Origin of the sequence: Streptomyces sp. V4I2 (assembly GCF_030817655.1) — a bacterium.
GTDB classification, from domain to species: domain Bacteria; phylum Actinomycetota; class Actinomycetes; order Streptomycetales; family Streptomycetaceae; genus Streptomyces; species Streptomyces plumbiresistens.
In genome coordinates this window covers 7,168,659-7,183,756 of sequence record NZ_JAUSZM010000003.1, presented here as the reverse complement: position 1 = coordinate 7,183,756, position 15,098 = coordinate 7,168,659, and the positions used below count along the sequence as shown (strand labels likewise).

General features: G+C 70.9%; 11 protein-coding genes. 8 read left to right on the top strand and 3 right to left on the bottom strand.

The genetic code is table 11. The features are described 5' to 3' along the window. Positions 1-229 precede the first annotated feature (229 nt). On the bottom strand, positions 230-2,644 hold the full coding sequence (gene lon / locus QFZ76_RS34005; protein ID WP_307677268.1) for an endopeptidase La: 2,415 nt from the start codon (positions 2,642-2,644) through the stop codon (positions 230-232). Between the two features lie 389 nt (positions 2,645-3,033). On the opposite strand from lon, the gene QFZ76_RS34000 reads away from it, so the two are divergent. Further along, positions 3,034-3,786, top strand: a complete 753-nt coding sequence (locus QFZ76_RS34000; protein WP_307680212.1) for a GNAT family N-acetyltransferase — start codon at positions 3,034-3,036, stop codon at positions 3,784-3,786. An 89-nt stretch (positions 3,787-3,875) separates the two neighbouring features. On the opposite strand, the gene QFZ76_RS33995 is transcribed toward QFZ76_RS34000, so the two are convergent. Further along, complete coding sequence (locus tag QFZ76_RS33995; protein WP_307677267.1) at positions 3,876-4,745, bottom strand: rhomboid-like protein; 870 nt, start codon at positions 4,743-4,745, stop codon at positions 3,876-3,878. Positions 4,746-4,960: 215 nt separating this feature from the next. Between QFZ76_RS33995 and QFZ76_RS33990 the strand changes: the two genes are divergently transcribed. From QFZ76_RS33990 to QFZ76_RS33970, 5 genes are all read left to right on the top strand, one after another. Beyond that, a complete protein-coding gene (locus QFZ76_RS33990; RefSeq protein WP_307680211.1) occupies positions 4,961-5,638 on the top strand; it encodes a spermidine synthase in 678 nt (225 codons plus the stop codon). Between the two features lie 124 nt (positions 5,639-5,762). Further along, positions 5,763-6,500, top strand: coding sequence for a response regulator transcription factor (locus QFZ76_RS33985; protein WP_217239405.1), 738 nt, complete (start codon positions 5,763-5,765; stop codon positions 6,498-6,500). Then, positions 6,497-7,603: an ATP-binding protein gene (locus tag QFZ76_RS33980; protein WP_307677266.1), complete on the top strand. Its 1,107-nt coding sequence runs from the start codon at positions 6,497-6,499 to the stop codon at positions 7,601-7,603. The genes QFZ76_RS33985 and QFZ76_RS33980 overlap by 4 nt, the downstream gene beginning before the upstream one ends. 282 nt (positions 7,604-7,885) lie before the next feature. Then, entirely contained in the window at positions 7,886-11,701 is a 3,816-nt protein-coding gene (locus tag QFZ76_RS33975; RefSeq protein WP_307677265.1) for a multifunctional oxoglutarate decarboxylase/oxoglutarate dehydrogenase thiamine pyrophosphate-binding subunit/dihydrolipoyllysine-residue succinyltransferase subunit, read from the top strand. An 84-nt stretch (positions 11,702-11,785) separates the two neighbouring features. Beyond that, positions 11,786-11,968: a DUF6104 family protein gene (locus tag QFZ76_RS33970; protein ID WP_019075209.1), complete on the top strand. Its 183-nt coding sequence runs from the start codon at positions 11,786-11,788 to the stop codon at positions 11,966-11,968. A gap of 66 nt (positions 11,969-12,034) precedes the next feature. Here the strand turns inward: QFZ76_RS33970 and QFZ76_RS33965 are convergent, their stop codons facing one another. Then, complete coding sequence (locus QFZ76_RS33965; protein WP_307677264.1) at positions 12,035-12,886, bottom strand: hypothetical protein; 852 nt, start codon at positions 12,884-12,886, stop codon at positions 12,035-12,037. Between the two features lie 158 nt (positions 12,887-13,044). On the opposite strand from QFZ76_RS33965, the gene QFZ76_RS33960 reads away from it, so the two are divergent. Together QFZ76_RS33960 and QFZ76_RS33955 are read left to right on the top strand one after the other, a co-directional pair. Continuing rightward, the gene (locus QFZ76_RS33960) at positions 13,045-14,001 is read left to right on the top strand and encodes a DUF4097 family beta strand repeat-containing protein (RefSeq protein WP_307677263.1); all 957 of its coding nucleotides are present in this window, start codon (positions 13,045-13,047) and stop codon (positions 13,999-14,001) included. Position 14,002: 1 nt separating this feature from the next. Further along, positions 14,003-15,091 (top strand): helix-turn-helix transcriptional regulator, encoded by a 1,089-nt coding sequence (locus tag QFZ76_RS33955; protein ID WP_307677262.1) that lies wholly within the window; start codon positions 14,003-14,005, stop codon positions 15,089-15,091. The last annotated feature ends 7 nt before the right edge of the window (positions 15,092-15,098 follow it).

Below are 15,098 nucleotides of genomic sequence, written 5' to 3'. Positions count from 1 at the left end.
GGGCCCCTTCCGACCCGGCGCTCTCCGTGCGTGGCTGGCCCGTCGGACGGGCTTCGCCGCCGCCAGCCCGCTGGGGTCGCCCGCTACGCCTCGACGGTGGAGACGCCGTCGGCGGGATGGTCGTACCGCACCCTGTGGCAGGGCGCCTCCTCCGGACCGAGGAACAGGCAAGGCGAAGGCCCGGGCCTCCCTCACGAAACCCGGGCCTTCCCTCATCCGGCAGCGCCCGTCACGCCGCCACCGGAACCTCCGGCGCGGCCCCGTTCGTCGCCGGGGACAGCGCCAGCTCCAGGACCTGGCGGACGTCCGTGACGGCGTGGACGTCGAGCTTGTCCAGGACCTCGGCCGGGACGTCGTCCAGGTCGGGCTCGTTGCGCTTCGGGATGACGACGGTCGTCACTCCTGCCCGGTGCGCGGCCAGCAGCTTCTGCTTCACGCCGCCGATCGGGAGGACCCGGCCGGTCAGCGAGACCTCGCCGGTCATCGCCACGTCCGTGCGGACCAGACGGCCCGACAGCAGCGACGCCAGTGCCGTCGTCATCGTGACGCCCGCGCTCGGGCCGTCCTTCGGGACCGCGCCCGCCGGGAAGTGGATGTGCACGCCCCGGTCCTTCAGGTCGGCCACGGGGAGTTCCAGCTCCGCCCCGTGCGAGCGGAGGAAGCTGAGCGCGATCTGCGCCGACTCCTTCATGACGTCGCCCAGTTGGCCCGTCAGGGTCAGGCCCGCCGCGCCCGTCTCCGGGTCGGCCAGCGACGCCTCGACGAACAGGACGTCACCGCCGGCGCCCGTGACCGCGAGGCCCGTCGCCACGCCCGGCACGGCTGTGCGGCGCTCCGCCGGGTCCTGTGCGGACTCGGGCACGTGGTGCGGCCGTCCGATCAGGCCGCGCAGGTCCTCGTCCCGGACGGTGAACGGCAGCTTCCGCTCGCCCAGTTCGTGCTGGGCCGCGACCTTGCGCAGCAGCCGTGCGATGGACCGCTCCAGGTTGCGGACGCCCGCCTCGCGCGTGTACTCGCCGGCGAGCTTGCGCAGCGCGCTCTCGTCGAGGGTGACCTCGGCCGTCTCGAGCCCCGCCCGCTCCAGCTGGCGCGGCAGCAGGTGGTCACGCGCGATGACGATCTTCTCGTCCTCGGTGTAGCCGTCGAGGCGGACCAGCTCCATACGGTCGAGCAGCGCCTCCGGGATGGCCTCCAGCACGTTGGCCGTGGCCAGGAAGACGACGTCCGACAGGTCCAGCTCCACCTCCAGGTAGTGGTCCCGGAAGGTGTGGTTCTGCGCCGGGTCCAGGACCTCCAGGAGGGCGGCCGCCGGGTCGCCCCGGAAGTCGGACCCCACCTTGTCGATCTCGTCGAGGAGCACCACCGGGTTCATGGACCCGGCCTCCTTGATGGCGCGGACGATCCGGCCGGGCAGCGCGCCGACGTACGTCCGCCGGTGACCGCGGATCTCGGCCTCGTCGCGGACACCACCGAGGGCGACCCGGACGAACTTCCGCCCCATGGCGTGCGCGACGGACTCACCGAGCGAGGTCTTGCCGACACCGGGCGGGCCGACGAGCGCGAGCACGGCACCGCCTCGGCGCCCGCCGATGACACCCAGCCCGCGGTCGGTACGGCGCTTGCGCACCGCCAGGTACTCGGTGATCCGCTCCTTCACGTCCTCCAGGCCGGCGTGCTCGGCGTCCAGGATCGTCTTGGCGCCGTGGATGTCGTACTGGTCCTCGGTCCGCTCGTTCCACGGCAGTTCGAGGACGGTGTCGAGCCAGGTGCGGATCCATGAGCCCTCGGGCGACTGGTCGCTGGACCGCTCCAGCTTGTCGACCTCCTTGAGGGCGGCCTCGCGGACCTTCTCGGGCAGGTCGGCGGCCTCGACGCGGGCACGGTAGTCGTCGGACTCCTCGCCCTCCGACTCGCCGTTGAGTTCGCGCAGTTCCTTGCGTACGGCCTCCAGCTGGCGGCGGAGCAGGAACTCGCGCTGCTGCTTGTCGACGCCCTCCTGGACGTCCTTGGCGATGGTCTCGGCGACGTCCTGTTCGGCGAGGTGGTCGCGCAGGTGCTGGGTGGCGAGCTTGAGCCGGGCGACCGGGTCGCCGGTCTCCAGGAGTTCCACCTTCTGTTCGGTGGTCAGGAAGGGCGAGTAACCGGAGTTGTCGGCGAGGGCGGACACGTCGTCGATCGCCTGGACCCGGTCGACCACCTGCCAGGCGCCGCGCTTGCGCAGCCAGGCGGTGGCAAGGGCCTTGTACTCCTTGACCAGTTCGGTCACCTGCCCGGGCAGCGGCTCGGGCACGCTCTCGTCGACACGGGTGCCCTCGACCCAGAGGGCGGCACCCGGGCCCGTGGTCCCCGCACCGATCTTCACCCTGCTCCGGCCGCGGATCAGCGCGCCCGGGTCACCGTCGGCCAGCCGGCCGACCTGCTCGATCGTGCCGAGCACGCCGGTGCTCGCGTACGTCCCGTCCATGCGTGGCACCAGCAGAACCCTGGGCTTGCCGGGTTCCGAGCGCGCGGCGGCCTGGGCGGCCTCCACCGCGGCGCGCACATCGGCGTCATTGAGGTCCAGTGGAACCACCATCCCGGGCAGCACGACCTCGTCGTCGAGCGGCAGCACAGGCAGGGTGAGCGGTGTGGACGTCGAAGCCATGATCTCCCCTTCGGCAGTCAAGTTGAGCTATGCCGACTCAATGCACGGGAGCCTCTGGATGTTCCCCGGGTTGCGTTCGCTGTGAGCGATCACGCTCGGACTGCCCTCTGACCAGGCATGTCACTCCCACACCCTCGGTCGTCCTTGCGGGCCGTACGTCCGACAACGCTCAACCTCTGCCGGACCTTCCCGGCACTCGGTGGCCGACCACGCGTCTTGCCGCCTCGCCGCGAAGGCCGGGTTCGCCCTGGAGGGCACCTGCACGCGCGCGTGCAGACCCAAGGCCGGTGGGGAAAAACCGGTTGCCCTCGCTTGCCCCCTCACCCGACCGTCGTCCGGTGACAGAAACAGCCACCACCGGCCCCCTTCTCGCCGCCTACGACGACCAGATGCGCGGTGCTCCCCCGAATCCGCCCGCGGGAGTGACGTACGAACACGACGGGCCGCTGCTGCGGATCGTCGGGCAGTTCCGCGGGTTCGTCAGCGGGCCGCGCGACCTCGGCGTGGAGGGCGACGTGCTGGATGAACTGATCGCGCGTCAGCGGGACTTCTTCGCGGCGCGCGGTGAGGCGGTGGAGTGGAAGACCCGGGCGCACGACGTCCCGGCCGACCTCACCGACCGGCTGCGGGCGGCCGGGTTCGTACCCGAGGAGCGGGAGACGGTACTTGTCGGACGCGCCGCCGAGATGGCCGTACGACAGCCGGTCCTGCCGGACGGTGTCGCGCTGCGCCGGGTGACGGCGGACGCGGACCTGCGGCGGATCGCGGACATGGAGTCGGTCGTGTGGGACGACGACTGGAGCTGGCTCGCCGAGGACCTGATCGGCCGGGTGGCCGCCGCGCCGGACGAGATCGCCGTGTACGTGGCCGAGGCGGGCGGGGAGGTCGTCTGCGCCGCCTGGCTGGTCTTCCGCGCGGGCACGGGGTTCGCGAGCCTGTGGGGCGGCTCCACGCTCGCCGAGTGGCGCGGCAGGGGCATCTACCGGACCCTGGTGGCCGAGCGGGCCCGGCTCGCCGCCGCCCGGGGCGTCACGTACCTGCACGTCGACGCCTCCGACGACAGCGCGCCCATCCTGCGCCGCCTGGGCTTCCAGGCCGTCACCACGACCACGCCGTACGTCTGGACGCCACCCGCCGGCTGACCGGCCCGCCCAGGCCGACACAGCGCCGCAAGTCCGACGCCATGACCCCGCACCAGCGCTCGCACGGGAGTTGGCCGCGGCCCGCGGCCCTAGGCGACCCCGGGCAAGGGGCCCGCAGCGAGCCGTGCCCGGTACCAGCCCCGCACCACCGGCCAGGTCCCGATGCCGATCGCGAACGCCGTCAGGTGCCCCCAGTCGGTCATCGGGTCCGTGAACGCCAGCAGACTCCGCAGCAGCATCGCGCCGAACACCGCCAGCAGCGGCCAGCGCAGCCACGGGGTGAGGAGTCCGGCCAGGGCGCCCACCCCGGCGGCGACGCCGAAGCTGACGCCGTAATCGAGGCGGTGCAGCGAGCTGTCGGGCAGGTGGCCGATCAGGACCGCGAGCCCTATGGGGACTTCGGTCGCGAGGGTGGCGAGGACATGCCCGAGCAGGAAGACCCCGGCCGTGCGCAGCCCGCCGATCCGGCGCTCCAGTGCGGTGAGGACGAGCAGGAAACCGATCGCGAACGGCGAGAGGATCCCGCCCGCGATCCACAACGCGCTGGTCAGCAGCACCAGTGCGGGCGTCTGCACCAGGTGCGCCACATCGGTGCTGGAGGCCTGGTGGAGGTCGTGCACGACGGCCGGGTCGGCGTACTCGGTGACGAGTGAGGTGACGGCGAGGACGACGCCGTAGCCGAAGGTGAACGGTGTGCCGGTGGGGGTGGGGAGCAGGCGCCAGGGGCGGGGGCGGGGGCCGGGGCGGGCTTCCGGAGGCTCGACGGCGAGGGGCGCAACCGGCGGTCCAACCGGCATGGTCGCAGGCGCCTCTCGCTGGCGCGGCATCCCGTCCAGCAGTCCTGAGACGTCCTGCAGGCAGGCGTCGTAGCGCGGAGGGGGCACATCCTGAGGGACGGACGAATCGCTCGGCGCGGGCGCCGGCGAACCCGCCGTACCGTCCGTCTCAGTCCGTTCCACGGTGAGGCGCTCCTTCCGTTTCACCCCAGCCTCCGTGCCCCGTGCAGCCGCTGTCTGTGACGGGCGCCACCCGGGTGCCGATTCACAGTCACTTCTCAAGGATGTGCAGCCACTTCGCGCCCGGCCATGGCGAAGCCCTCGTGGCCGAGGACCCACGGTCGCCGTCCGAGGTGATTCCATCGGCCCGGCCTTCTCCCACCTGCAAGAATGGGCCGATGTCCACCTCGTACGACATTCCCCAGATCCTGGACCGGCGCGAGGGCCCGCACGGCGAGGTCGTGCTGCGACGGCACGGTGAGTTGCTGCAGATCATCGCCAACGGCTGTTTCCTGATGGACACCTCCGACGGCCGCTCGGAGCGGCGGCTCGTGGACGCGGCGCTGGACGCGCTCGGGGGTCGCGGTCGGCCGAGCGTGCTCATCGGCGGTCTCGGCGTCGGGTTCTCGCTCGCGCACGCCGCGGCCGATTCCCGTTGGGGCCGGATCACCGTGGTCGAGCGGGAGCGCGCCATCATCGACTGGCACCGCGCCGGGCCGCTGTCCGCGCTGTCGGCGCGGGCCCTCGCGGATCCGCGCACCGACATTGTGGAAACCGATCTTGTCGCTTTCGTCAATGAGACATGCGACACGTTCGACGCGTTGTGCCTGGACATCGACAACGGCCCCGGCTGGACGGTCACCGAGGGCAACGGCGGACTGTACTCCGAGGCCGGACTGGCAAGCTGCGCAAGGATGTTGAGGCCAGGAGGGGTACTGGCCGTGTGGTCGGCCCAGCCCTCTCCGGAATTTGAAGGATCCCTACGGAATGCCGGGTTCCAACGGGTGCGTACCGAAGAGATCCCGGTTGCCCGGGGCGTTCCGGACGTCGTGCACCTTGCCGTCCGACCTGGATAGCAAAGCCGAGGTAACTCCCCGTACTCTGCTTCCCTGACGCCGATCATTCAAGCGTCAAGCGCAGTCATGCGCAGACAAGGGATCACCCCACTGGTTCCGGAATTGCACACCTCAGGGGCGGGCGATGGAGCAGACACACACCTCCCACAACGGCACGGCGACGACCCCGGGCGCACAGCGACGGGTGCTTGTCGTCGAAGACGATCCGACGATCGTGGACGCCATCGCGACCCGCCTGCGCGCCGAGGGATTCCTCGTGCAAACGGCGGGCGACGGTCCGTCCGCGGTGGACACCGCCGAGGCATGGCAGCCCGATCTGCTGATCCTCGACATCATGCTGCCCGGCTTCGACGGTCTGGAGGTCTGCCGGCGTGTGCAGGCATCCCGGCCGGTGCCGGTGATGATGCTCACCGCGCGGGACGACGAGACCGACATGCTGGTCGGGCTCGGCGTCGGCGCCGACGACTACATGACCAAGCCCTTCTCCATGCGGGAGCTGGCCGCGCGCGTGCACGTCCTGCTGCGCCGGGTGGAGCGGGCCGCGATCGCGGCGTCGACCCCGCGCAGCGGCATCCTGCGGCTCGGCGAGCTGGAGATCGACCACGCGCAGCGCCGGGTGCGGGTGCGCTCCGAGGACGTGCACCTGACGCCCACGGAGTTCGACCTCCTGGTGTGCCTGGCGAACACCCCGCGCGCGGTGCTCTCCCGTGAGCAGTTGCTGGCCGAGGTGTGGGACTGGGCGGACGCCTCGGGCACCCGCACGGTCGACAGCCACATCAAGGCGCTGCGGCGGAAGATCGGCGCCGAGCGGATCCGCACGGTGCACGGCGTGGGCTACGCCCTGGAGACGCCGACGCCATGAGCGACGGGCCGGCCGCACCAAGACGCCCCGGGGAGCCCTGGGGCGGCGTACGCCCGTTCTCGATCAAGACCAAGCTGGGCGCTCTGGTCGTCATCTCGGTGCTGATCACCACGGGTCTGCTGGTGATCGCGGTGCAGACCAAGACGGAGCTGCGCTTCATCACGGTCTTCTCGATGATCGCCACACTGTTGATTACGCAGTTCGTGGCGCACTCGCTCACCTCGCCGCTGGACGAGATGAACGCGGTGGCCCGTTCGATCTCGCACGGCGACTACAGCCGCCGGGTTCGGGAGAACCGCCGGGACGAGCTGGGCGACCTGGCCCAGACGATCAACCGCATGGCGGACGACCTGGAGGCGCAGGAGCAGGCGCGCAAGGAGCTCGTGGCGAATGTCTCGCACGAGCTGCGCACGCCCATCGCGGGCCTGCGTGCCGTCCTGGAGAACATCGTCGACGGCGTCACGCAGGCCGACCAGGAGACGATGCGGACGGCCCTGAAGCAGACGGAGCGGCTGGGTCGTCTCGTGGAGACGCTCCTCGACCTGTCCAGGCTGGACAACGGGGTCGTACCGCTGCGCAAGCGGCGGTTCGAGGTGTGGCCGTACCTGTCGGGGGTCCTGAAGGAGGCCAACATGGTCGCCTCCGCGCGCGCGGGCATCGCCTCCGGATCCGGCAGCCACACGCGGACGGACGTCCATCTGCATCTCGACGTGTCCCCGCCGGAGCTGACCGCGCACGCGGACCCGGAGCGGATCCACCAGGTCGTGGCGAACCTCATCGACAACGCGGTCAAGCACAGTCCGCCGCACGGCCGGGTCACGGTCAAGGCGCGGCGCGGGGGCGGCTCCGAGTCGCTCGAGCTGGAGGTTCTCGACGAGGGCCCCGGCATTCCGCGGTCGGAGTGGCACCGGGTCTTCGAGCGGTTCAACCGCGGCAGCGTCAACCGGCCGCACGGTCCCGGCAGCGACGGCGGCACGGGTCTCGGCCTGGCGATCGCCCGCTGGGCGGTGGATCTGCACGGCGGCCGGATCGGAGTGGCCGAATCCGAGCGGGGCTGCCGGATCCTTGTCACCCTTCCGGGACTTCCATCTTTGCCAAGTTGACGTAAAGTTCGAAACGGAGCCACAAGATCCACGGTCGTTCCGTGCTGACGGACACGTGTGATCAGGCACAGGCCCGCGCCGTCGTCGCGCTGAGGCCGGCTCAGCCCATCCCGGATGAAGCGGAACCTCGCTTGTTTCCCGCCATTTCCACCCCTGAAACTCGCTGTTTGATGTGACTTACACGACGATGGACGGACCCGGCCTGACCTTCTCGGTCTTGGAGGCGTAGCCTTTATTCCCGCTGTCCATCACCTTGTGAAGCGGAAGAGGGCGGTTGCCGCCGTGTCGCCACAGTCCCCCAGTAACTCGAGCATCTCCACCGACGCAGACCAAGCGGGTAAGAACCCCGCAGCGGCCTTCGGTCCGAACGAGTGGCTCGTCGACGAGATCTATCAGCAGTACCTCCAGGACCCCAATTCGGTAGACCGAGCCTGGTGGGACTTCTTCGCCGACTACAAGCCGGGGGCGGCCACCGCCTCGGCTCCGGCGGGTACTGCGGCCGCGGGGGCCGCAGAGACCACCACCACGGCCCGCCCCGCGCCTGCCGCCCCGCCGGCGCAGGCCCAGGCGCCCGCCCAGGCTCCGGCCGCGGCCGCCCCGGCTCCCGCGGCCCCGAAGCCCGCGGCAGCCGCTCCTGCGCCCGCACAGGCCGCCGCGCCGGCCAAGGCTCCGGCTCCGGCCGCGAAGCCGGCCGCCGCGGCCCCGAAGGCAGCGCCCGCCGCCTCCGCCGAGGGCCCGGAGTTCGTGACGCTGCGCGGCCCGGCCGCCGCGGTCGCCAAGAACATGAACGCCTCCCTGGAGCTGCCCACGGCCACGTCCGTGCGCGCGGTCCCGGTGAAGCTGCTGTTCGACAACCGCATCGTCATCAACAACCACCTCAAGCGGGCCCGGGGCGGGAAGATCTCCTTCACGCACCTGATCGGCTTCGCGATGGTGCAGGCCATCAAGGCCATGCCGTCGATGAACTGGCACTTCGCGGAGAAGGACGGGAAGCCCACCCTCGTCAAGCCGCCGCACGTCAACTTCGGCCTGGCCATCGACCTGGTGAAGCCCAACGGCGACCGCCAGCTCGTCGTGGCCGGCATCAAGAAGGCCGAGACGCTGAACTTCTTCGAGTTCTGGCAGGCCTACGAGGACATCGTCCGCCGCGCCCGCGACGGCAAGCTGACGATGGACGACTTCACCGGTGTCACGGTCTCCCTGACCAACCCCGGCGGCCTCGGCACCGTCCACTCCGTCCCGCGCCTGATGCCCGGCCAGTCGGTCATCATGGGCGTCGGCTCGATGGACTACCCGGCGGAGTTCCAGGGCACCTCCCAGGACACCCTGAACAAGCTCGGCATCTCGAAGGTCATGACGCTCACGTCGACCTACGACCACCGGGTGATCCAGGGCGCCGCGTCCGGCGAGTTCCTGCGGATCGTCGCGAACCTCCTGCTCGGCGAGAACGGCTTCTACGACGAGATCTTCGAGTCGCTGCGCATCCCCTACGAGCCGGTCCGCTGGCTCAAGGACATCGACGCCAGCCACGACGACGACGTCACCAAGGCCGCCCGCGTCTTCGAGCTGATCCACTCCTACCGGGTCCGCGGCCACGTCATGGCCGACACCGACCCGCTGGAGTACCGCCAGCGCAAGCACCCCGACCTGGACATCACCGAGCACGGCCTCACCCTGTGGGACCTGGAGCGCGAGTTCGCGGTCGGCGGCTTCTCCGGCAAGTCGATGATGAAGCTGCGCGACATCCTCGGTGTGCTGCGCGACTCGTACTGCCGCACCACCGGCGTCGAGTTCATGCACATCCAGGACCCCAAGCAGCGCAAGTGGATCCAGGACCGCATCGAGCGCCCGCACAGCAAGCCGGAGCGCGAGGAGCAGCTGCGCATCCTGCGGCGCCTGAACGCGGCGGAGGCCTTCGAGACCTTCCTGCAGACGAAGTACGTCGGCCAGAAGCGCTTCTCCCTGGAGGGCGGCGAGTCCGTCATCCCGCTGCTGGACGCGGTGCTGGACTCGGCCGCCGAGTCCCGCCTGGACGAGGTCGTCATCGGCATGGCCCACCGCGGCCGCCTGAACGTGCTCGCCAACATCGTCGGCAAGTCGTACGCGCAGATCTTCCGCGAGTTCGAGGGCAACCTCGACCCGAAGTCGATGCACGGCTCCGGCGACGTGAAGTACCACCTGGGCGCCGAGGGCACCTTCACCGGTCTCGACGGCGAGCAGATCAAGGTCTCGCTGGCCGCCAACCCCTCCCACCTGGAGGCGGTCGACCCGGTCCTGGAGGGCATCGCCCGCGCCAAGCAGGACATCATCAACAAGGGCGGCACGGACTTCACGGTCCTGCCGGTGGCCCTGCACGGTGACGCGGCCTTCGCGGGCCAGGGCGTGGTCGCCGAGACCCTGAACATGTCGCAGCTGCGCGGTTACCGCACCGGCGGCACGGTTCACATCGTCATCAACAACCAGGTCGGCTTCACCGCCGCGCCGGAATCGGCCCGCTCCTCCATGTACGCCACCGACGTGGCCCGCATGATCGAGGCGCCGATCTTCCACGTGAACGGCGACGACCCGGAGGCCGTGGTCCGCGTGGCCCGCCTGGCCTTCGAGTTCCGCCAGGCGTTCAACAAGGACGTCGTGATCGACCTCATCTGCTACCGCCGCCGCGGTCACAACGAGTCGGACAACCCGGCCTTCACCCAGCCGCTGATGTACGACCTGATCGACAAGAAGCGCTCGGTGCGCAAGCTGTACACCGAGTCCCTCATCGGTCGCGGCGACATCACCCTGGAAGAGGCCGAGCAGGCCCTGCAGGACTACCAGGGCCAGCTGGAGAAGGTCTTCACCGAGGTCCGCGAGGCCACCGCGCAGCCGCTGTCGTCGGAGTCCGCGGACCCGCAGCCGGAGTTCCCGGTCGCCGTGAACACCGCGATCTCCACGGAGGTCGTCAAGCGGATCGCCGAGTCCCAGCTCAACGTCCCCGACCACATCACCGTCCACCCGCGTCTGCTGCCGCAGCTGCAGCGCCGGGCGACGATGGTCGAGGACGGCACCATCGACTGGGGCATGGGCGAGACCCTGGCGGTCGGCTCGCTCCTCCTCGAGGGCGTCCCGGTCCGGCTGGCCGGCCAGGACTCGCAGCGCGGCACCTTCGGCCAGCGCCACGCGGTGCTGATCGACCGCGCGACGGGCGACGAGTTCACGCCGCTGATGTACCTCTCCGAGGACCAGGCGCGTTACAACGTCTACAACTCGCTGCTCAGCGAGTACGCGGCGATGGGCTTCGAGTACGGCTACTCGCTGGCCCGCCCCGACGCGCTCGTGCTGTGGGAGGCCCAGTTCGGCGACTTCGTCAACGGTGCGCAGACGGTCGTGGACGAGTTCATCTCGTCGGCGGAGCAGAAGTGGGGCCAGACGTCCGGCGTCACCCTGCTCCTCCCGCACGGCTACGAGGGCCAGGGCCCGGACCACTCGTCCGCCCGCCCCGAGCGCTTCCTCCAGATGTGCGCGCAGAACAACATGACGGTCGCGATGCCCACGCTCCCGTCGAACTACTTCCACCTCCTGCGGTGGCAGTCGCACAACCCGCACCACAAGCCGCTGGTCGTCTTCACCCCGAAGTCGATGCTGCGTCTGAAGGCCGCGGCGTCGAAGGCGGAGGAGTTCACGACGGGCCAGTTCCGCCCGGTCATCGGCGACGCGTCGGTCGACCCGGCCGCGGTCAAGAAGGTCGTCTTCTGCGCCGGCAAGGTCTACTACGACCTCGAGGCCGAGCGTCAGAAGCGCGGCGTCAGGGACACGGCGATCATCCGCCTCGAGCGTCTGTACCCGCTGCCGGGTGCCGAGGTCCAGGCCGAGATCGCCAAGTACCCCAACGCCGAGAAGTACCTCTGGACCCAGGAGGAGCCGGCCAACCAGGGCGCCTGGCCGTTCATCGCCCTCAACCTCATCGACCACCTCGACCTGGCGGTCGGCGCGGACGTCCCCCACGGGGAGCGCCTGCGCCGCATCTCCCGCCCGCACGGCTCCTCGCCGGCGGTCGGGTCCGCGAAGCGGCACCAGGCCGAGCAGGAGCAGCTGGTGCGTGAGGTGTTCGAGGCGTAACCGCTCTCGCAGGCCGTACGTGACCGGGCCGCATCCCCTCTGGGGGGTGCGGCCCGGTCGTTTCCGCCCACTTATCCTTGAGGCATGTACTTCACGGACCGTGGCATCGAAGAGCTGGAGAAACGGCGGGGCGAGGAGGAGGTCACCTTCGAGTGGCTCGCCGAGCAGCTGCGGACGTTCGTCGATCTGAACCCGGACTTCGAGGTGCCGGTGGAGCGGCTGGCGACGTGGCTGGCGCGGCTGGACGACGAGGACGACGACGAGTAGGACGACAGGCAGGACGAGTAGGACTGGTTTCGCCGGGCGCCCGTGCGGCGCCCCTTTTTTGTGCTCTCAGTCGCGCGGGCGTGCCAGGTCGTACGTCAGTCCCAGCGCGCCGTGCGCCAGCAGGAGTGCCCCTGCCGTGATCCAGCCGGCGCTGCGGCGCCGTACGCCCCAGGCAGTGACCGGGAGGCCTGCCGTGAGCTGGGCGAGGGCCAGGAGGCGGGCTCGGGGGTCGCCCGACCAGGGCAGCCAGGGGCTGAGGCGGGGGCGGGTCACGGCGTCGATCTCCGTGCGGACCGCGGCGCGCAGGCCGGGCCACTCGACCGGGCGGGCGTCCGGCTGGGCGCGGGCGGCCTCGTGGAGGCGGGCGACGGGTTCGCCGGGGGTGAGGCCGGTGGGGAGGGTGACTCCCGCGCGCGTGAGGACGGCGAGCAGGGCGCCCAGCCGGGCGCGGGCGTCGGTCCTGGCGGCCGGTTTCGTGAGCTGGTCGAGGGACTGCGTGTCGAGGACCGGATCCAGGCCGAGGCGGGCGGCGAAGGTGCGCATGGCCTCGTCCTCGCCCGCGGGGGTGCCGTTGGCCAGCCAGACGTAGCCGACGGGACGGCGGAAGCCGACGGCGAGGACGAAACCGGCGCGGTCCGCGTCCCACCACAGGGCGAGTACGGGCCAGGAGGCGCAGACGGCGAGTGCGGTGGCCCAGCCGGTCAGGACGCGGTCGACGGGCTCGCCGCCGTGCAGCCAGGGCCTGCCCTCGGGGACGAGCACGCTCCAGTCCTCGCCCGCGCGCGTGAGCAGCATGCGTTCGCGCAGCAGCTGGGCCGCGGGGGCGACGGAATCGGGCTGCGCCCGGCAGAGCAGCACGGCGCCGGGGGCGCGACCGGCGGGACCGGCCGGACCGGTTCGGGATGCTTCCGTCGACATGCTCACACGCTAGGGCGATTCGCCCTATTTGAGCATCATTTGATCGCTCACCATGACCCAAAGATCCCCGGAACGGGTGTCTTGACTTTCCCGAACCGCGATATATCGTGAATAGCAGGAGACGCGATATGGCGCGTTGCTACGGGAGGTCTGAACCGATGTCCGAGTGGTCCGTCACCGAGCCCACGAAGCTCACCTTCGACGATCCCGTCACCACCCTCCGCGTCCGTATCGTCGACGGAACAGTGAACGTGGTGGGCACCGACGAAGGTTCCGCCCGCCTGGAAGTCTCCGAGATCGACGGCCCACCCCTGGTCGTGACCCAGGAGGGCGGCACGCTCACCGTGGCGTACGACGACCTCCCCTGGAAGGGCTTCCTCAAGTGGCTCGACCGGAAGGGATGGCGGCGCAGTGCCGTCGTCTCCCTCGCCGTGCCGGCCGACACGCATGTCGAGGTGGGTGTGATCAGCGCGGGAGCCGTCGTCTCCGGGCTGCGCGGGCCGTCCGTGGTGAAGGGGGTCTCCGGCGACACGACACTCGTCGGGCTCTCCGGCCCGGTCCGCGCCGACACGGTCGCCGGGAACCTGGAGGCCCAGGCCGTCACCGGCGACCTCCGGTTCAACTCCGTTTCCGGCGATCTGACCGTCGTCGACGGCTCGGGCAGCGCCGTGCGAGCCGACTCGGTCAGCGGCTCCATGATCGTCGACCTCGACCCCGGCGGCCCCACCGACGTCCGGCTGACCAGCATCTCGGGCGAGATCGCCATCCGGCTCCCCCAGCCGGCCGACACCGAGGTCGAGGCCAACACGGCGAGCGGGACCATCTCCAACGCCTTCGACGGCCTCCGGGTGCACGGCCAGTGGGGCGCCCACAAGATCACCGGCCGCCTCGGCCCGGGCAACGGCAAGCTGCGGGCCACCACCATCTCCGGCTCGATCGCCCTCCTGCGCAGGCCACCCCGGGAGGACGAGCCGTGGGACGACACCATGGACTCCGGCGCCGGCGACCCGGCGGACAGCCCGCGGAGCGGCTCGGGGGACAATTCCGTTTCCGGCCCGGGCGACGGCTCGACCAGCGCCCCGGCCGACGGTACAACCGACAAGAAGGTGCTCTGACATGTCCCCCGTCTTCGCGCACGGCCGCCTCCGCCTCTACCTGCTGAAGCTGCTGGACGAGGCCCCGCGCCACGGCTACGAGGTGATCCGCCTCCTGGAGGAGCGCTTCCAGGGCCTGTACGCCCCCTCGGCGGGCACTGTCTACCCCCGTCTGTCAAAGCTGGAGGCCGAGGGCCTGGTCACCCACACCACCGAGGGCGGCCGCAAGGTGTACGCCATCACGGACGCGGGCCGCGCCGAGCTGGCCGACCGCAGCGGTGAACTGGCCGACCTGGAACTGGAGATCCGCGAGTCGGTCGCGGAACTCGCCGCCGAGATCCGGGCCGACGTGCGCGGCGCGGCGGGTGATCTGCGGCGCGAGATGCGGGCGGCGGCCTCCGAAGCCCGGCGGAGCACCGGGCCCGGCGGCACCGGCACCAAGGCCGGCGACGGCGAACAGGGCGGCCCCTTCGGTGACTTCGGCGAGTACACCGACAAGGAGGCGTGGCGCGCCGCCAAGGAGGAGATGCGCCGCGTCAAGCAGGAGTGGAAGGAGCAGGCCCGGCGCGCCAAGGACGAGAGCCGGCGGGCGCGGGAGGAGGCCCAGCGGGCCCGCCACCAGGCCAAGGAGGCGCAGGAGCGGGCCCGGGAACAGGCACAGGAGGAAGTGCAGCGCATCGCCCGCCGGGTCCAGGAGCAGGTGCAGGACCACTTCGCACGCGGCGACTGGCCGACGGGCGTACGGGAGGGCCTGACCGAACTGGCCAAGGAGTTCGGCGAGCTCGGAAAGGACTACGGCAAGGAGTTCGGGAAGGACTTCGGCTTCGGCTTCGCACGGGGCAACGGCGACGCGGGGAAGACGGCGCCCGCGCCCGAGTACTCACACACCCCGGAGGACTTCCCGGCCGAGTACGAGCCGACGTGGGCCCATGAGGACCCCACCGGCGACCCGGCCCGCGACCTGGACCGCCTGCTCGACCGCTTCCGGGACGACATCCGCGACACCGCCCGGGACCACGGAGTCACACCCGACCAACTCCGCGACGCCCGCCGTCACCTGTCGACAGCGGCGGCACACATCGGGGCGCTGCTGCGCACGCCGAAGGCGTGAGCGACAC

What these genes read in the sequence shown, in the direction of transcription:
- lon (WP_307677268.1), bottom strand. Translation starts at nt 2,644, where the DNA reads ATGGCTTCGACGTCCACACCGCTCACCCTGCCTGTGCTGCCGCTCGAC.
- QFZ76_RS34000 (WP_307680212.1), top strand. Translation starts at nt 3,034, where the DNA reads ATGCGCGGTGCTCCCCCGAATCCGCCCGCGGGAGTGACGTACGAACAC.
- QFZ76_RS33990 (WP_307680211.1), top strand. Translation starts at nt 4,961, where the DNA reads ATGTCCACCTCGTACGACATTCCCCAGATCCTGGACCGGCGCGAGGGC.
- QFZ76_RS33985 (WP_217239405.1), top strand. Translation starts at nt 5,763, where the DNA reads ATGGAGCAGACACACACCTCCCACAACGGCACGGCGACGACCCCGGGC.
- QFZ76_RS33980 (WP_307677266.1), top strand. Translation starts at nt 6,497, where the DNA reads ATGAGCGACGGGCCGGCCGCACCAAGACGCCCCGGGGAGCCCTGGGGC.
- QFZ76_RS33970 (WP_019075209.1), top strand. Translation starts at nt 11,786, where the DNA reads ATGTACTTCACGGACCGTGGCATCGAAGAGCTGGAGAAACGGCGGGGC.
- QFZ76_RS33965 (WP_307677264.1), bottom strand. Translation starts at nt 12,886, where the DNA reads ATGTCGACGGAAGCATCCCGAACCGGTCCGGCCGGTCCCGCCGGTCGC.
- QFZ76_RS33960 (WP_307677263.1), top strand. Translation starts at nt 13,045, where the DNA reads ATGTCCGAGTGGTCCGTCACCGAGCCCACGAAGCTCACCTTCGACGAT.
- QFZ76_RS33955 (WP_307677262.1), top strand. Translation starts at nt 14,003, where the DNA reads ATGTCCCCCGTCTTCGCGCACGGCCGCCTCCGCCTCTACCTGCTGAAG.